Origin of the sequence: Duganella radicis (assembly GCF_009720825.1) — a bacterium.
GTDB classification, from domain to species: Bacteria; Pseudomonadota; Gammaproteobacteria; order Burkholderiales; family Burkholderiaceae_D; genus Rugamonas; species Rugamonas radicis.
In genome coordinates this window covers 121,211-139,326 of sequence record NZ_WNKY01000014.1, presented here as the reverse complement: position 1 = coordinate 139,326, position 18,116 = coordinate 121,211, and the positions used below count along the sequence as shown (strand labels likewise).

The window sequence follows — 18,116 nt, the reverse complement described above, 5'->3', positions numbered from 1 at the left end:
GGCGGCGGGCGGCGGGCGGCGGGCGGCGGGCGGCGGGCGGCGGGCGGGGCTAGCGTAGCAGGAGCAGGGCCTGCTGGGGCATGGCGTTGGCTTGGGCGACGATGGAGGCGCCGGCTTCGCGCAGGATGCGGGTGCGCGTCAGTTGCGCGGCTTCGTCGGCATAGTCGGCGTCCAGTATCCGCGAGCGCGCTGCCGACAGGTTGTCCGCCGAATTGCCCGCATTGCCAGCCGCCGCCGTCAATCGATTGCTGGCCGCCCCCAACTGCGCGCGGATGGCGTTCACCTGGTCCAACTTGCCGTCGATATAGTCCAGCGCCGCACTCGCACCGCTGAACGTCGACAAATCCATCGGCGGCTCGCCCGCCGTAATCACCGATTTCGCCTGATAATTCGGCGGCCCTATTCTCACCGACGCCTGCGCGCCCGCGCTCAATCCCGCCTGCGCCGGATTGGCCCCGCCGATGCTCATGCTGTGCGCACCCGAACGCGGCGCCTCATCCACCGTCACAGAGCCCTTGTGCGCGCCGCCGCTCAACCCCAGCGACCCAAGCGCCCCCGCCACCGCTTCCGACAACACGATATCGCGCCCATCCATCGCCGTCAGCGTCAGCGTGCTGCCGCTGGCGCTGGCGGTGACGCCGCTGGTGCCGGCCGTCGCGCTGATCGCCCCCGCCGCATTGGCCGCGCGCGCCGCCGCCGTGGCCCCGGCAATCGGTCCCACATCCACGCCGTTCACGGAAAGCGCGGCATTGGCCAGCGGCCCGCCTGCGCCGACCGCGCCATCGAGCGTATTGGTGGCCGTGGCAGACACATTGCGGATACTGGCCGCATTGATCGCCGCCGCCACCGCGTACGCGCTGCCGGCACTCTGCCCCGCCTGCGCACCGGCCGACGTCGCCCCCACCACCGAACCATTGATCACCAGATCGCCATACCGCAACGCGCCCAGCACCGTGCCGCCCACCGCCGTCGACTGCTGCGGCGCCACGTCCAGCAGCGCGGTTGAATAACTTTCCATGATGACCGCACGCGGTATCATCAGCTGCATCACCTGCCCGGCCTCCGCCCCCACCTGCAACTGCTGCGAGAACGTCCCGTCCAGCAGGCGCTGATCGTTAAAGCGCGCGCCGTCGACGATATCGACATTGGCCGACACCAGCGCATTCACCTCCTGCTGAATGGCCGCGCGGTCAATCTTGCTGTTCGTATCATTGGCCGCCTGCACCGCCAGCTCGCGCATGCGCTGGTAATTATCATTGAGCTGCCCGGCCGCGCCATCGGCCACCTGTAGTAGCGAAATACCATCGTTGATATTTTGGTTCGCCCGCCGCAAGCCATTCACCTGCGCCGTCATGCGCGCGCTGACCGCCTGGCCGGCCGCATCGTCGCGCGCGGAGTTAATCCGCTGGCCGCTCGACATGCGTTGCAGATGCACGGCCATATCCTCGCCCGAGCGCGTCAAGCTGCGCTGGGCGTTCAGAGAGGCGATGTTGGTGTTGATCTGCATGGGCGGCCGTCGTCCCGGGCGCGGAATTGCGCTCGTCGTCTAAATAACGGCAGTGCCAATGAGAAACTTGAACTTAACCCGGCAGCATTTCCACCCGCTCGCGCGCCTGCGCCAGCTGGACCGGGTCCATGCGGCTGGCGGCATTCGGCAGATAGCGTGCGGCGGTCTGGTAACCGCCACGTTCGGCCATGGTCAACCACATCCAGGCCTGGGCGGCATCGGCGCGCACGCCCTGCCCCGCCAAAAACATCAGACCCAGATTGAACTGCGCGCGGGTGTGCCCCTGCGAGGCCGCTTGCAGATACCAGTGATGCGCCTGGGCGTAATCCTGCGGCACGCCCATGCCATTGTCATAACGCAGGCCGAGCGCGAACTGCGCCTGTGTGTGCCCCTGCTCCGCCGCCTTGCGATACCAGTGATTGGCTTGCGCGCAATCGGGCTGCGGGCCTTCGTCGTTATCATGCAGCAGACCGAGGCTGTACTGGGCCGCCACATAATCCTGCTCGGCCGCGCGGCGATACCACCCCATGGCCTTGCGATAGTCCTGCGGCACGCCGCGTCCCGTTTCATAGCGCAGGCCCAGATCGAACTGCGCCCGCAAATGGCCCTGATCGGCCGCCTTGCGATACCAGAAGATGGCTTCCTGATGATCGACCACCACGCCGTGGCCGGCGTCGTACAGCAAGCCAAGATGATATTGCGCGCCCGGGAAGCCCTGCTCCGCCGCCTTGCGATACCAGAACTGCGCCTGTTCGTAATCCTGTTCCACGCCTTGGCCATGGTCATAGCGCAGGCCGAGATTATTCTGCGCCGCCGCGTGCCCCTGTTCGGCCGCCTTGCGGTACCAGTCCAGCGCCTTCTGCTCATCGCGCGGCACGCCCTGGCCGTTATCGTATATCAGGCCCAGATTGAATTGCGAGCTGGCGTGATCCTGCTCCGCCGCGCGGCGATACCACAGGATGGCTTTCTGCGAATCCTGTGCGATGCCGTCGCCTTTATCAAAACGGAGCGCCAGATTGAACTGCGCCGGCGCATAGCCCTGATCGGCCGCCTTGCGATACCACGACATGGCCTGCCCCACATCCTGCGGCACGCCCTGTCCATTGTCATAGCGCAGGCCGAGATTGAACTGGGCGCGCGCATAGCCCTGCTCCGCCGCCTTGCGATACCAGAAGATGGCCTGCTTGAAATCCTGCGGCACACCCTTGCCGGTGTCGTACATCATGCCGAGATTATTTTGCGCGCCGGCGTCGCCCTGTTCGGCGGCCTTGCTGAACCAGTGCATGGCTTGCAGCGTATCGTTAGGCACGCCCTGCCCTTTCGCATACAGCCAGCCAAGGTTGTACTGCGCGGCCGCATAACCCTGCTCCGCCGCCAGCCGATACCACGCCGCCGCCTCCTCGAAATTCTGCTCGACACCCTGGCCCTTCTGGTACATCACGCCCAGGTTGTACTGCGCGTGTTCCAGGCCCGCCTGCGCGGCCTGGCGATACCAGACCACCGCCAGCTCATAGCTTTGCGCCACGCCCTGCCCATTGAAATACATAAAGCCCAGACTATGCTGGGCATTGGCGACACCTCGTTCGGCCAGTCCCTTGACGCGCAGGAATTCAGCTGTGTACGTACTGCCGTTGTTCGCGTCGGCTTCGTTGGGACTGTATTTCGTCATGCTTTATTATCAGGCTTGAATCGCAATCATCGCCGGTTGTTCGTCGACGGCGCTCGGCACCGCGTGCAGCACAGCCACCGATGGCGACGACCGGCGGTTCTGCTCCTGCAATACATCGATAAAGCTGGTCAGCGAAATCGGGCGATGGTACAGATAGCCCTGCATCGTGGAGCAGCCGTTGGCCTCCAGATAGCGCGCCTGCACTTCGGTCTCCACGCCTTCCGCCACCAGATGCAGGCCCAGGCCGCGCGCGATGGAGATAATCGCCAGAATCACCGGATAGTGGCCGTTCTCGTCGTGGATCTCCTTGACGAAGGACTGGTCGATCTTGATGGTGTGGATAGGGAAGCGGTGCAGATACGCCAGCGAGGAATAGCCGGTGCCGAAATCGTCGATCGCCACCGACACGCCCAGCTGGCACAATTTGTTCAGCTGTTCAATCGCATACTGCGGATTGCGGATGCAGATGTTCTCGGTGATCTCGACTTCGATCTGCGCCGGCGAAATGCCGTAGCGCGTCAGCGCGCCGCGCATCTTCTCGAAGAAATCGCCGCGGTCCAGATATTGCGGCGACAGGTTGAGCGACAGACGCAGCGCCTCGCCGCCATTGGCATTCCATTGCAGCAGATCGCGGCACAGGGCGCCCAGCATCCAGTCCGAGATCGGCAGCATCAGGCCATTCTCTTCGGCGAACGGCAGGAACTCGCCGGCCGCCAGCAGCCCGCGCTGCGGGTGGTTCCAGCGCATCAGGCCTTCGGCGCCGATGATGCGGCCGGTGGCTACGTCGACCTGCGGCTGGTAGTACATTTCCAGCTCGTTGTGCTCCAGCGCCTTGCGCAGCGACTGCTCCAGCGCGATCTTCTGATGCGACACATCCAGCATGGAGTTGTGATAGAAGCTGTGGCCATTCTTGCCCAGCGCCTTGACCTGATACATGGCGATGTCCGCATGGCGCAGCAGTTCGTCGATGGTCTCGCCGTCGCCCGGATAGATAGCGATACCAATCGACGCGGAGATGTGCACCTGATGGCCATCCAGATCGAACGGGCGTTGCAGGCTTTCGAGGAATTTGTCGGCGATGGCCTTGGCGTCCTGGCGGTCGCGCAGTTCCGGCAGCACGATGGTGAATTCGTCGCCGCCCTGGCGCGCCAGCGTGTCGCCGCGGCGCAGGCAATCCTTCAAGCGCTGCGCCGCCTGTTGCAGCAGCTCGTCGCCTTTGACGTGACCCAGCGTATCGTTCACCAGCTTGAAGCGATCGAGGTCGACGAACATCACCGCCAACTCGGTCAGCTTGCGCTTGGCCTGAATCACGGCCAGGCCAAGGCGGTCCTTGAACAGCATGCGGTTCGGCAGGTCGGTCAGGATGTCGTGGTAAGCCTGGTACGAAATGACTTCCTCGGCGCGCTTGCGGTCGGTGATGTCGCGCGCCACACCATAGGTGCCGAAGAACTCGCGCGTCTTCACTTCGTGATCCGGAATGTGCATGCCGATCGCGTTCAGCGAAATCGTCATCAGCGTGTTATTGAAGGTGCGCTCGATGCCGCCGCCGGCGCCGGTGCCGGGATTGCACTTCAAACGCAGCTCGACGTTGCGCGAAGCGCGTTCGTCGACGCGGCGCTCGTTGAAGGCGTAGCGCGCGCGCTCCTGGTCCTCGTCGTGCACCAGCACCGAGTAGTGCTTGCCGATCAGCTCTTCGCGCGTGAAGCCCAGCAGTTGCTGCACGCGGTCGTTGACGAAGGTGAACTTGCCCTCGTGGTTCAGGGTGTAGATGATGTCCGGCGACGAATCGACCAGATAGCGGTACATCTTCTCCGAGTTTTCCAGCTTGGAGGCGATGCGCTCGTTGTCGATGGCCAGACGGCGCTTTTGCAGCGCGTTCTCCACCGTCTTGAGCAGCTCCTCGCGGCTGTAAGGCTTGCGCAGGTAATCGTAGGCGCCGCGCTTCAAGGCGCCGATGGCGGCCTCGATGCCGACGTCGCCGCTCATTACGATCACGTCGCCGTCGATCTCGCGGGCGTTGATGTAATCCATGATCTCGTGACCGCTCATGTCGGGCAGTCGCAGATCGAGCAGGATCAGGTCGAATTTCAGTTTGGTCAGCTGCGCCAGCGCTTCGCTGCCGCAGGTGGCGGTCACCAGATGATAATCGCGGTCACGCAGCAGTTCGTACAATGACGACAGCAAGCGCGGTTCGTCATCCACCAGTAGCAGGCGCGGGCGATTATCGTTGGACAGCGGTTCGACGGGGGCTAGGTCGAAAGAGTTCAGGTTCATCATGGCCTTAAGCGGAATCCATCACCCGCGTTTGCACGCTGGCGACTTGGCTGGTACTGCCCTTGGCGGGCAGCAGGATTTCAAAGGTAGTACCCGTTTTGCCGGAGCGGCAGGTAATCAGGCCTTGCATTTTCTTGACCAGGCTGTGGACGATGGACAGTCCCAGCCCGTGGTGGGCTCCTTCCTTGCTGCTGCGTACAGGCGAGAACAGGTTGGCCAGCACCTCGGCCGACAGACCCGGACCGGTGTCACTGACCACCAGTTCCAGATACAGCTTGCGTTCACGATTGACGTGACCGCGATTCGAAATCTCGATCTTGCCGCCGTCGCCCAGTGCCTCAACGGCGTTCTTGATCAGATTAACCAGGATTTGCTTGAGCAGGTCGGCGTCGCCGTCGATCTCGGCCGGCTCCTCCTGCATGCGCACCACGATCTGCACCGAGGCCGGCACGAAGTCGGTGGCGCGGAACAGGCGCAGCACGTCATCCACCACCTTGGCCACATCGGTGACGCGCGAAGTTTCGGTCGGCTGCAAATCGGCCAGGCCGTTAATCAGCTGGCCGACGCGGTCGATCTCCTCGTTCAGGATCGACATCTCGCCCACCACCGGCTCGCGCTTGGCCAGCTTGCCGTCCAGGACCGACAGATAGTTCTTGATGATCGACAGCGGGTTGTTCACCTCATGCACCACGCGGCGCGAGGCTTCGCGGTATTCTTCCGCCACATGGGCGATCTGGCGCTTGGCGTGACCGCGCTCGCTGATCGCGGTTTCCAGCGAGGCCGCGGCCTGGGTGCCGAACGATTGCAGGAAGCGCTCGCGCTTTTGCAGGTGCGGCATCTGCCAGGCCGGCACGCCGCCGATCAGCACACCGAGGCAACGCTGGTTGGCCACCAGCGGCAGGCACACCATGCTCTCGCTGCCGAGGATGCGGAACAACTGCTCTTCCGCCACGTTGTGCACCTGGCCTTCTCGGCTGACGTAAGCCAGCGTGCGCTCCAGCGCCGACTGCGCCACCGCGCCGCCCTTGTTGAGCGGGATGACGAATTCCGCCAGCCGTTGCTGATGATCGCCGGTAGCCATGCCGTGCAGCGCGTGGCCGGTGGGGTTCTCCAGCAGCAGGACAGCGTTTTCAAAATCGAACAGGATGCGGGCCGAGCGCGTGATGGCTTCCAGCAGGCCCGCTTCGCCATGCTGGCGCGCGAAGGTCTGTCCCATCTCGGACACCAGCATGATGTTGCGCACTTCCTCCGACAGCCGCTGCTGCACCGGATCGACCAGCGGCGGCGCGTAGGCGGCAGGCGCCACGATGTCGTCGGCGCCGGTCAGGTCGATGCCCAGATAGTTGGCCGACTTCTCCACCTGGCGCGCGGCGTTCTTGATGATTTGTTCCAGCTTCTCGCCATCGAGATTGCACAGGCGCGCCGATTCGGCAATCGCCTGCTCCTGGTCGTCGTGGCTGCACAGCAGGTGCGCCAGGCGCACCATGCGGATCAGCGGATGCGCGGCCTCCAGGCGCGCGATCGGCTCGTGGTGATACAGCACGCTGTCGGCCAGGAAGGAGTCCAGGTTCCAGCGCTCGATCAGCCAGGCGCCGGCTTCCGAGTGGGTGATTTGCAGCGTGCGCTGCTCGACCGCGCACAGGTCCTCGTCGTCGCGCGCGGTGAAATTGAAGGCGTATTCCTTCGGCGCCGTCGCCAGCAAGGCCAGGCGGCCGACGTTGTGCAGCAGGCCGGCCAGATAGGCTTCCTCGACGTGCGGGTACTCCATCTGCCTGGCGATGTCGCGCGCGATCACGGCGGTGGTGAGCGAGCCTTTCCAGAATCCGCGCAGGTCGGTGCTGCCCGAGTGCGGGAAGCTGTTGAAGGTCTGGAAGACCGATTCGCTGATCACCAGCGTCTTGATCATGTCGGTGCCGAGCGACACCAGCGACTGTTCGAGGCCCACCGTGCGCTGGTTGCGATGGTAGGCCGAGCTGTTTGCTACGGTCAGGATCTTGCTGGTCATCGCCGCGTCCTTGGCGATGAGGGCGGCGAGTTCCGGCATGCCGGCGTCGTCGGCCTGCAAGTGCTCAATCAACTTGATGAGTATCTGCGGCATGGCCGGCAGACGGGCAATCAGCAGTCGATTGCGAATATCATGGTCAGATTGTTGATGCATCGTATCAAGCATTGCCGCCAGTAGACATCGGTCAGGGGGCGGAACTCAACGGCCAAGTTCCGCAAACGTAGGCTTTATGCGCTTCTCCGGCGTTTTTTGGGCCGGGAAACATTGCCTTAAAAAATTATATTATCATAAAGTCTGATAATAACTTAACAGCAAGTAAAATTTCTTTCTAAACTAAGTCTTTTTCCTGTCGTTAATGATTATCGGCCTTGATAGCGCGTTAATATGCTCCGGTAATAGCGCGACGTCAACCACAAAACGAGAGCAGAGGCACTAAACGCCGTCTGTCCCGCGGCTAGCCAGAGCGCGGAGTGTGATAGGACGGGTGCGATCACCCCTGCCACCACAGCGCCAAGCAGCGTCACCGCGAACGATTGGCAGGACGCCACCGTGCCACGGATGTGGGGGAAAAGATCCAGCGCCAGCAAAGTCGCCCCGGGCGCCACCACCGACATGCCAAAGGTATAGAACAGCATCGGCAGCACAGTCCATGGCAGCGCCGGCGGCAGGAACGTGTGGTAGATCAGGTTGAACAGGGAAGCCGCCAGCAGGAAGCAGAAGCCGATGCCGATCTGTCGCGAAAATGTCATCTTCCCGGCCATGCGGTTGGCCGCCAGCGCGCCGAGGAACACCCCGCTCACCGATGGAATGAACAGCCAGCCGAATTGCGAGGCCCCGAGATGCAGCTGCTGCGGCAGGAATTCCGGCGCGGCGGAAATATAGACAAACAGGCCGGCGAAGTTCAAGGCCAGCACGCCGGTCTTGAAGTGGAACAGCGGCGAGCGCAGGATCTCGCCATAATTACGCACCAAAAAGCGCGGGTTGAAGGGATGGCGCTTTTCCGGCGCCAGCGTCTCCGGCAGGCGACGATAGCAGAAGATGAACAGCAGCACGCTGTAGGCCAGCAGCGATAGGAAAATGGCGCGCCAGTCGGACAGCGTGACGATCCAGCCACCGAGGATGGGCGCGATGGCCGGGGCGATGGAGAAGATCATGGTCACCAGCGACAGCAGGCGCGCGGCGGCGGCGTCCTCATACAGGTCGCGGATGATGGCGCGTCCCACCACCACCCCGGCGCCGGCCGACACCCCCTGCATGATGCGGAACACCCACAAATAGTGCACCGTGTGCGCGGAGGCGCAGCCCAGCGTGCCGATGGCGAACATGCCCAGCGAGACCAGGATGACGTTGCGGCGGCCGAAGGCGTCGGATAGCGCGCCATGCCACAGCACCATGCCGGCGAAGGCCAGCATGTAGAAAGTCAGGCTTTGCTGCACTTCCAGCGGCGTGGCGTGCAGCGTGGCCTGGATGTTGGGGAAGGCCGGCAGATAAGCGTCGATCGAGAACGGGCCTATCATCGAGAGCGCGGCCAGCATGGTGGCGAGCGCGGCGGCGGTGAGCGGCTTGCGGTGCGGCGGCTCGGGTGGCGGAACGTCTTCGATGGTGTCCTGGTCGGGCAGACCGGCTGGCGGTGTCGGGAGCATAAATCGTTTTCCTTTCAGGTCGACGACGACGCCCGGCCGGCCTCGCGGCAAAGCGGCGAGGCCGGTGGTGCTTACTCTTTAGGTTTGGCGGCTTCGCGGCGGTTGAAGCCCGCCACCATGTCGAAGCGGAACAAACGGCATTCCAGCGCGCCGTTGAAGAATGGCGTCTTGCGCGATTCTTTCAAACGCAGCAGCTTGGGCACGCCCAGGTCGGCCGTGAACAGGAACACCGTCCAACCGGCAAAGCGCTGTTTCAGCGTGCTGCTGAAATCCGCATAGAAGCTGTTGGCCAGCTCATCCTGCTCCAGCGAGCTGTCGCCGCGCACGCCGATACGTTCGCCGTACGGAGGATTGGTCAGCAGGATGCCCGGCTGCGCGGTCGGCGCCTGCACCTGCTGCGCCTCGATCTGCTTCAACGGCACGTCGAACAGGATGCCGGCGCTGCGCAGGTTGTGGCGTGCCATCGCCACCATGTCGCCCGAAATATCGGAACCGAAAATGGTCGGCTCGGCCGGCAGCGGATTAGGCTTGATGGCGGCCTTCATGTCCTGCCACGGCTTCGGATCGAAATCGTGGAACTTCTCGAAGGCGAAACGGCGGCGCGCACCCGGTGGCACGCCCTGCACCATCTGCGCGGCTTCGCACAGGATGGTGCCGGAGCCGCACATCGGGTCGAACAACGGCATGCCAGGCTTCCAGCCCGCCACGCGCAGCAGGCCGGCGGCCAGGTTTTCGCGCAGCGGCGCGTCGCCGGTCTCGCTACGCCAGCCACGCTTGAACAGCGCCTCGCCCGAAGTGTCCAGATAGACGATGAACTGGTGCGCATCGACGAAGCCGAAGATGCGCATGTCCGGTTCCTTGGTGTCGACCGAAGGACGCTTCTTGTATTGATCGAGGAAGCGGTCGCAGATGGCGTCCTTGATCTTCAGCGTGGTGAACTCCAGGCTTTTCAGCGGCGACTTCACCGCCGTCAGGTCGACGCGGATGGTGTGGTCATACGAGAACCACTCTTCCCAAGGCTGCGCCAGGGTCAGGTCGTAGATATCGTTCTCGTTCTTGTAGCCGCCGGCGGCCATGCGCATCAGCACGCGCGACGCGATGCGCGAATGCAGATTGATGCGATACGAATCCTCAAGCTCACCGGAAGCGTGTACGCCGCCCGGCACCTCGTTGTGCACCTTCATGGTGGTGCTTTGTTGCGCGATTTCGCGCAGCTCTTCGGCCAATGCCGCTTCCATGCCTCGTGGGCATGGGCAAAAGAAGGATGCCATAGGTTCTCAGTTAAAACGGCTTGACTACTACCAGAATCACGATTGCCAGCATGATGAATACTGGCAGCTCATTAAATACGCGGAACCACTTGTGGCTACGTTTGTTTTCACCGCGTTCAAACTTTTTCAGGATCGGACCGCAGGCATGGTGATAGCCGATCACCAGCACCACCAGCGTCAGTTTGGCGTGCAGCCAGCCGGGCATGTGCACGCCATACTGCATGTACACCAGGATCGCGCCGAACAGCACCGCAAACACCGACAACCACATGGAAAAACGATACAGCTTGCGCCCCATCAGCAGCAGGCGCGCGGTGGTGTTTTTGTCGGTCTCCATCGCCAGGTTGACGAAGATGCGCGGCAGGTAGAACACGCCGGCCATCCAGGCAATCACGAAGAAGATGTGCAGTGCTTTAATCCAGAGCATAACGTTCCTTATTGACGGACTTCGCCGTTGCCGAAGACGATGTACTTCAGCGAAGTCAAACCTTCCAGACCCACCGGGCCGCGCGCGTGCAGCTTGTCGTTGGAAATGCCGATTTCGGCGCCCAGGCCGTATTCAAAACCGTCCGCGAAGCGCGTCGAGGCATTGACCATCACCGAGGCCGAATCCACCTCGCGCAGGAAGCGCATCGCCGCCGAGTGGTCTTCGGTGACGATGGACTCGGTGTGCTTGGACGAGTAGGTGTTGATGTGTTCCATCGCTTCGTCCATATCCGCCACCACCTTGACCGACAAAATCGCGGCCAGATATTCGGTGGACCAGTCTTCCTCGGTGGCGTCGGCCAGGTGCGGATAGCCGGCGAGGATCGCCTTCGCTTCGGCGTCGGCGCGCAGTTCGACTTCCTTGGTCGCGTACAGCCTGGCCAGTTCCGGCAGCACGGCCGGCGCGATGGCGCGCGCCACCAGCAGCGTCTCCATGGTGTTGCAGGTGCCGTAGCGGTGGCACTTGGCGTTGAACGCGATGTCCAGCGCCTTCTTCAAGTCGGCCTTGGCGTCGATGTAGACGTGGCAGATACCGTCCAGGTGCTTAATCATCGGCACCGTGGCCTCGGCCATCAGGCGCGCGATCAGGCCCTTGCCGCCGCGCGGCACGATCACGTCCACGTATTGCGGCATGGTGATCAGGGCGCCGACGGCGGCGCGGTCGGTGGTCTCCACCACTTGCACGCCGTCCGCCGGCAGGCCGGCGCCTTCCAGGCCTTCCTTGACCAGTTTCGCCAACGCGCGGTTGCAGTGGATCGCTTCCGAGCCGCCGCGCAGGATGGTGGCGTTGCCGCTCTTGATGCACAGGCCGGCCGCGTCCACCGTCACGTTCGGGCGCGACTCGTAGATGATGCCGATCACGCCCAGCGGCACGCGCATCTGGCCGACCTGGATGCCGGTCGGGCGGAATTTGAGGCCGGAGATTTCGCCGATCGGGTCGGGCAGCGCGACGATCTGGCGCAGGCCTTCCACCATGGTGGCGATGGCTTTGTCGGACAGCGCCAGGCGGTCCAGCATGGCCGGCTCCAGGCCGTTGGCGGCGGCGGCGTCCATGTCGAGTTTATTGGCGGCGCGCAGGGCGTCGGCGTCGCGTTCGATCGCGTCGGCGATCAGCGACAGCGCGCGGTTGCGCTGCGCGCTGTTGGCGCGGGCCATGGCGCGCGAAGCCTTGCGCGCCTGCTGGCCCAGTTGTTCCATGTAGTGCTTGGTGTCCATCGTCGTCTCGTCGGTTTAACCGCGTGCGACCTTCAACGCCAATTGCAGCATCGCGTCCCACGCGTCGCCCGCATGCGCTTTCGCGCGCAGGCCTTTGATCATCTTGTCCACTTGCGCGGCGTCTTTCATCGCCGCTTCCAGCGTTGGCAGCGAAATGCGGCGCAGCGCCGGGTCCATCATGCGTTCCTTCGGCCCCCAGATGCGATGCTCTTTCAGCAACGCGCCCAGAGGACGGCCTTGCGCCATGCCCGCCTTCAGCTTGAGCAGCGTGCGGATCTCGTCCGACACCGCCCACAGCACCAGCGGCAAGGCCTCGCCCTCGCCTTTCAAGCCGTCCAGCATGCGGATCAACCGCGCCGGATCGCCCGCCAGCATCGCTTCACTGAGCTTGAACACATCATAGCGCGCCACATTCAGCACCGCTTCGTGCACCTGCTCGTAGGTCAGCTTGCCCGGCTCGTGCAGCAAAGCCAGTTTTTGAATCTCCTGATGGGCCGCAAGCAGATTGCCTTCCACGCGGTCCGCGATGAAATCAATGCTCTGCCGGTCCGCGCTCTGCCCTTGTTGGGCAAGGCGCTGGCCTATCCAATTGGGCAAATGCGCCCGTTCCACCTGCGGGATGTCGATATACACCGCCGCCTGTTGCAGCGCGGTCACCCACGCCGCCTTCTGCGTCTGCCAGTCCAGCTTGGGCAGCGTGATCAGCGTCAGGTTGTCCGGACTCAGATCCTTCACATAATTCTGTAGCGCCGCGCCGCCATCCTTGCCCGGCTTGCCGGTCGGGATGCGCAGCTCGATCAGTTTCTTGTCTCCAAACAGCGACAGCGCCTGATTGGCCGCCAGCAGCTCGCCCCACTTGAAGCTGCGCTCCACGGTCAGCACATCGCGCTCGGAATAGCCTTGCGCGCGCGCCGCCTTGCGGATTTTGTCCGCGGCTTCCAGCGCCAGCAAATGCTCGTCGCTGGTGATCACGTACAGCTGCGACAGCGATTTGCCCAAATGGCCGTCCAGCGCCTCCAACCGTAATTGCATGCGGCGCCTTTACTGAATCGGCACGGCCGGCGGAATGGTCGACGGCTGGCCCGAAGGCTGCTTGTCGGTCGGCAGCGGCGCCGGCGGCAGCGACACGCCCGGCGTCTTCACGGCGGCGATGCGGCGCATCATCTGCTGTACCAGGTCGGTCTGCATGTCCTTGTACAGCAGCGCCTCTTCCTGCTCTTTGGCCAGCAGCTGGGTTTCGTTAAAGTCGATCGGCCGCGTCAGCGTGATGGTGGTTGGTCCCAGCAGCTCCGTGCCCTGCTTGTCCAGCACACGGAACACGATGTTGTAGGTCAGCAGATACTGACGCACGCGGCCATTGCTGTTCAGCGACAGAATGGTTTTGGTCTTGGTCTTCTCGGGATTCGACAGCACATCGATCACGCCGTCGGCATCCTTGGCGGAGTTGACCACCGTGGTGCCGCCGTTGGCGCGGATGTTGCGCTTCAAATCGATCGCCAATGGCGACGACTCCGGCAGCCCCACGTACAAGGACGGGAACGGCAGCGTGTAATGGCCGCTGTCGCCGCGCAGGTGGAAGCCGCAGCCCGACAGCGTCAGCGCCGCGGTCAGCACCGCCGCGCCCAGGAACTTCGAAGTCGTCGTCATAATCCGCCTTACACCACGATGTTGACCAGTTTGCCCGGCACCACGATCACCTTCTTCGGCGTGCCTTCGATGAACTTTTGCACCGCCTCGTTGGCCAGCGCGGCCGCTTCGATGGCGGCCTTGTCGGCGCTCTTCGGCACTACCACGCTGCCGCGCAGCTTGCCGTTCACCTGGATCATCATTTCGATTTCCGACTGCTCCAGCGCGGCCGGATCGACCTGCGGCCATTGCGCGTCCAGGATGTCACCGGCGTAGCCCAGCTCTTTCCACAGCACGTGGGTGATGTGCGGCGCCACCGGGTTCAGCAGGCGCAGGAAGATAGCGTAGCCTTCCGACAGCACGGCCGCTTCCACATCCTTGGCCGATTCCAGCGTGTTCAGCATCTTCATGCAGGCTGACACCACGGTGTTGTACTGGATGCGCTTGACGTCGTAGTCGGCCTGTTGCAGCACCTTGTGCACTTCGCGGCGCAGGGTCTTGCCGGCGTCCGACGTAGCGGCGGCGCTCAGCGGCGACCCGGCGGCGGCGATGGCTTCGCGCTGCGCGTAGCCGAAATTCCACACGCGCTTGAGGAAGCGGTTGGCGCCTTCCACGCCGCTGCCCGACCATTCCAGCGTCTGCTCCGGCGGCGAGGCGAACATGGTGAACAGGCGCGCCGTGTCGGCGCCGTATTGTTCGATCTGCGCTTGCGGGTCGATGCCGTTGTTCTTCGACTTCGACATTTTCTCGGTGCCGCCGATCTGCACCGGCTGGCCGTCGTCCTTCAGCACCGCGCCTTGCGGGCGGCCCTTGTCGTCCAGGGTCAGATCGACGTCGGCCGGATTGAACCAAGTCTTCTTGCCGGCGGCGTCTTCGCGGTAGTAGGTCTCGTTCAGCACCATGCCCTGGGTCAGCAGGTTGGTGAACGGCTCGTCGAATTTCACCAGGCCGAAGTCGCGCATCACTTTGGTCCAGAAGCGCGCGTACAGCAGGTGCAGCACGGCGTGCTCGATACCGCCGATGTACTGGTCCATCGGCATCCAGTAGTCGTTGCGGCTGTCGACCATGGCGTCGTTCGAGCCCGGCGAGGTATAGCGCATGTAGTACCACGACGAGTCCACGAAGGTGTCCATGGTGTCGGTTTCGCGGCGCGCTGGCTTGCCGCACTGCGGGCAATCGCATTTCAGGAAGGCTTCGTACTTGTTCAGCGGGTTGCCGCTGCCGTCCGGCACGCAGTCTTCCGGTAGCACCACCGGCAGGTCCTTCTCAGGCACCGGCACCGAGCCGCAATCGGCGCAGTTGATCATCGGGATAGGCGTGCCCCAGTAGCGCTGGCGCGAGATGCCCCAGTCGCGCAGACGGAAGGTGATCTTCTTCTCGCCCAGGCCCTTGGCGGCCATGTCGGCGGCCACGGCATCCACCGCTTCGGCGTAGCGCAGGCCGTCGTACTTGCCGGAGTTGGTGACGATCGACACTTCCTTGTCGCCGTACCATTCCTGCCATGCGTCGGTGGAGAATTGCTGGCCTTCGGCCTTGATGACTTGCTTGATCGGCAGCTTGTATTTCTTGGCGAAGGCGAAGTCGCGTTCGTCGTGCGCGGGCACGCCCATGACGGCGCCGTCGCCGTAGGTCATCAGCACGTAGTTGCCGACCCAGACTTCGACCTTGTCGCCGGTCAGCGGATGGGTGACGAACAGGCCGGTCGGCATGCCCTTCTTCTCCATGGTCGCCATGTCGGCTTCGATCACCGAGCCCAGTTTGCACTCGGCGTTGAAGGCGGCCAGTTCCGGATTGGTTTGCGCGGCCAGCACGGCCAGCGGGTGTTCGGCCGCCACGGCGCAGAAGGTCACGCCCATCACGGTGTCCGGACGGGTGGTGAACACGTACATCTTGCCGTCGCTGATCAAGTTGCCGTCGGCGTCCTTGATCTCGTGCGGGAAGGCGAAGCGCACGCCGGTCGATTTGCCGATCCAGTTCGACTGCATGATGCGCACGCGCTCAGGCCAGCCTGGCAGCTTGCTGTCGACGTGTTCCAGCAGTTCTTCGGCATAGTCGGTGATGCGCGCGTAGTACATCGGGATTTCGCGCTTCTCGATCACCGCGCCCGAGCGCCAGCCCTTGCCGTCGATCACCTGCTCGTTGGCCAGCACGGTCTGGTCGATCGGGTCCCAGTTCACGGTGCCGGTTTTTTTGTAGATGATGCCTTTTTCCAGCATCTTCAGGAACATCCACTGGTTCCACTTGTAGTACTCCGGCTTGCACGCGGTCATTTCGCGCGACCAGTCGATGGCCAAGCCCATCAATTCCATCTGCGAGCGCATGTGGGCGATGTTGGAATAGGTCCACTGCGCTGGCGGCACGTTGTTGGCCATGGCCGCGTTTTCCGCCGGCATGCCGAACGCGTCCCAGCCCATCGGCATCAGGACGTTGTAGCCGTTCATGCGCAGGTAGCGGTACATCACGTCGTTGATCGTATAGTTGCGCACGTGGCCCATGTGCAGCTTGCCCGATGGGTAAGGCAGCATGGAGCAAGCGTAGTATTTACCTTTCGGGAAGCGCGGATCGTTTTCGACGGCTTTGTAGGCGTCGATCGCCTTCCAGTGGGATTGAGCGGCTTTTTCTACGTCGGCGGGACTATATTTATCTTGCATGATCGGTGTACGGCCAAAAGTTGAATATGAACCGGACATTATACCGTTTCATTCCCCCGCTGAGCGCGTATCCCTCGATGACGACCATTCCGGACGCTTTTCCAGCGGCACCACGGCCTGGTCGAAGCTGTCCAGCCGCCTGAGGGTGGCGCTGTCATACAGGATTTCGGCTGACAGGCAGAGGACCAGCGTGCCGGCGCCCAAGAGGGCGGGCCGGAGCTTCATCCGCCGGCCGTATCGGTTTGCTGGCTGGCGATCAGGACCGCGCCGCAGGAGGTTTTCATGCCTTCGACGGCGACGTTTTTGCCCATGGCGATGAAGCTGGTTTCGCCTTCGACGATGGTGTGGGTGCCGCGGCATTTGGGGCAGCTGACTTTGTGGCCCACGCCCGCGATGGGCTTGCCCATGCAGATGCTGTCCTGGAAGCCTTCCAGTACGGTGCCGTTGTGCGAGGTTTTGTCGCCTAGCCGGATGATCGCCTTTTCGCCCACGATTATGTTCCAAATAAATATAAAATAAGCATGATTGCTAGCTTACCTGATCCGTTAAACAGACTCTGCACGATACGATGCATTACCGGGAATACGCTCCTCACCCTGCCCTCGCGCCCTATCTGGCTTGCGTGTGGGCGGCGCGCGCGCCTGGCGGGGCGCACAAGCACCGGGTACTGCCGGATAATTGCGTGGATATTCTCTGGCAGGACGGCGGGCAGGAGGGATTTGCGGTGGGGATGATGTCCTCGGCCATCCTGGTCGCCAGCGAGCGGCCGGTGCGGACGCTGGCGGTGCGTTTCAAGCCAGGCATGGCAGGGCTATTCCTGGCAACGCCGCTGCATGTGCTGACCGATCAGCGGGCGGAGATCGATCAGCTGTGGGGCCGCAGCGATGCGGACCGGCTGGCCGACGCGCTGTGGACCAGCGAGGCGCCCGAGCGCGCGCGGCTAGCCATCATCGAGCGCGAGTTGCTGCGGCGGCTGCGGGCCGCCCGGCCCGACGGCGGGGCGTTGGTGCGGCAGGCCTTGGCGCTGCTGGACGGCAGTGGCGGCGAGGTGCGGGTGGAGGCGCTGGCGGCGCGGCTGGGCGTGTCGCGCCAGCATCTGGCGGCGCAGTTTCGCGAGCATGTCGGGCTGCCGCCCAAGCTGTATGCGCGGATTTGCCGCTTCCGCCGGGCGACGGCGGCGCTGGATGCCGGCGGCGCGCCGGACTGGGCGCAACTGGCACTGGAATGCGGCTACTTCGACCAATCCCACCTGATCCACGATTTCCAGCAACTGGCCGGCAGCACGCCCGAGCGATTCCATTTTTCCAATCGCGAAGCTGCCTGATGTGCCAAGATGGTGTTTTCTTCAACAGGAGGCATCATGATTAACGGACTGCGCACCGCCATCTACCCGGTCACCGACCTGGCCGCCGCCAAGGACTGGTACAGCAAGGTCTTCGGCGCCGAGCCCTATTTCGACCAGCCGTTCTACGTCGGCTTCAACATCGGCGGCTTCGAGCTGGGCCTGCTGCCGGACGGCGGCACGCCCGCCAAAGCAGGCGCGCTGGTCTACTGGGGTGTCGATGATATCGAAGCGGAAGTGGCCCGCATCACCGCGCTCGGCGCCACCGTACACGGCGCCATCCAGGACGTTGGCGAAGGCATCCGCACCGTCGAACTGGCCGATCCCTTCGGCAACCTGCTGTGCCTCATCCTCAACCCGCACTTCGATTTAAAGGCGGTGCGCTGACGATTGTGGGACAATACCGCCTCAGCAAATAACGAGGTAG

The 18,116-nt window shown here is 63.3% G+C and carries 14 protein-coding genes; 2 read left to right on the top strand and 12 right to left on the bottom strand.

Annotated features, from left to right (window positions below; genetic code table 11):
• Positions 1 to 49: 49 nt before the first annotated feature.
• The 12 genes from GM676_RS15070 to GM676_RS15015 all read right to left on the bottom strand — a co-directional run bounded on the left by GM676_RS15070 (position 50) and on the right by GM676_RS15015 (position 16,838).
• Positions 50 to 1,507: a flagellin N-terminal helical domain-containing protein gene (locus GM676_RS15070; protein ID WP_155464468.1), complete on the bottom strand. Its 1,458-nt coding sequence runs from the start codon at positions 1,505 to 1,507 to the stop codon at positions 50 to 52.
• A 73-nt stretch (positions 1,508 to 1,580) separates the two neighbouring features.
• Positions 1,581 to 3,176, bottom strand: a complete 1,596-nt coding sequence (locus GM676_RS15065; RefSeq protein WP_155464467.1) for an SEL1-like repeat protein — start codon at positions 3,174 to 3,176, stop codon at positions 1,581 to 1,583.
• A gap of 9 nt (positions 3,177 to 3,185) precedes the next feature.
• Positions 3,186 to 5,450 carry an EAL domain-containing protein gene (locus tag GM676_RS15060; protein WP_155464466.1) on the bottom strand — a complete coding sequence of 755 codons (2,265 nt, stop codon included), beginning with the start codon at positions 5,448 to 5,450 and terminating at the stop codon, positions 3,186 to 3,188.
• A gap of 7 nt (positions 5,451 to 5,457) precedes the next feature.
• Complete coding sequence (locus tag GM676_RS15055) at positions 5,458 to 7,548, bottom strand: HDOD domain-containing protein (protein WP_155464465.1); 2,091 nt, start codon at positions 7,546 to 7,548, stop codon at positions 5,458 to 5,460.
• A gap of 266 nt (positions 7,549 to 7,814) precedes the next feature.
• Positions 7,815 to 9,098, bottom strand: coding sequence for a multidrug effflux MFS transporter (locus tag GM676_RS15050; RefSeq protein ID WP_155464464.1), 1,284 nt, complete (start codon positions 9,096 to 9,098; stop codon positions 7,815 to 7,817).
• A gap of 71 nt (positions 9,099 to 9,169) precedes the next feature.
• Complete coding sequence (locus GM676_RS15045; protein ID WP_371866246.1) at positions 9,170 to 10,369, bottom strand: THUMP domain-containing class I SAM-dependent RNA methyltransferase; 1,200 nt, start codon at positions 10,367 to 10,369, stop codon at positions 9,170 to 9,172.
• A 10-nt stretch (positions 10,370 to 10,379) separates the two neighbouring features.
• Positions 10,380 to 10,796 carry a CopD family protein gene (locus tag GM676_RS15040; RefSeq protein ID WP_155464462.1) on the bottom strand — a complete coding sequence of 139 codons (417 nt, stop codon included), beginning with the start codon at positions 10,794 to 10,796 and terminating at the stop codon, positions 10,380 to 10,382.
• Positions 10,797 to 10,804: 8 nt separating this feature from the next.
• Complete coding sequence (locus tag GM676_RS15035) at positions 10,805 to 12,070, bottom strand: glutamate-5-semialdehyde dehydrogenase (protein WP_155464461.1); 1,266 nt, start codon at positions 12,068 to 12,070, stop codon at positions 10,805 to 10,807.
• Between the two features lie 15 nt (positions 12,071 to 12,085).
• Complete coding sequence (gene holA, locus GM676_RS15030) at positions 12,086 to 13,102, bottom strand: DNA polymerase III subunit delta (protein ID WP_155464460.1); 1,017 nt, start codon at positions 13,100 to 13,102, stop codon at positions 12,086 to 12,088.
• Positions 13,103 to 13,111: 9 nt separating this feature from the next.
• On the bottom strand, positions 13,112 to 13,717 hold the full coding sequence (locus GM676_RS15025; protein WP_155464459.1) for an LPS-assembly lipoprotein LptE: 606 nt from the start codon (positions 13,715 to 13,717) through the stop codon (positions 13,112 to 13,114).
• An 8-nt stretch (positions 13,718 to 13,725) separates the two neighbouring features.
• The gene (gene leuS, locus GM676_RS15020) at positions 13,726 to 16,347 is read right to left on the bottom strand and encodes a leucine--tRNA ligase (protein WP_155464458.1); all 2,622 of its coding nucleotides are present in this window, start codon (positions 16,345 to 16,347) and stop codon (positions 13,726 to 13,728) included.
• A gap of 221 nt (positions 16,348 to 16,568) precedes the next feature.
• On the bottom strand, positions 16,569 to 16,838 hold the full coding sequence (locus GM676_RS15015; protein WP_176648119.1) for a PAAR domain-containing protein: 270 nt from the start codon (positions 16,836 to 16,838) through the stop codon (positions 16,569 to 16,571).
• Positions 16,839 to 16,915: 77 nt separating this feature from the next.
• Between GM676_RS15015 and GM676_RS15010 the strand changes: the two genes are divergently transcribed.
• Together GM676_RS15010 and GM676_RS15005 are read left to right on the top strand one after the other, a co-directional pair.
• A complete protein-coding gene (locus tag GM676_RS15010) occupies positions 16,916 to 17,671 on the top strand; it encodes a helix-turn-helix transcriptional regulator (protein ID WP_155464457.1) in 756 nt (251 codons plus the stop codon).
• 36 nt (positions 17,672 to 17,707) lie between these two features.
• Positions 17,708 to 18,076, top strand: a complete 369-nt coding sequence (locus GM676_RS15005) for a VOC family protein (RefSeq protein WP_155464456.1) — start codon at positions 17,708 to 17,710, stop codon at positions 18,074 to 18,076.
• Positions 18,077 to 18,116: the final 40 nt, after the last annotated feature.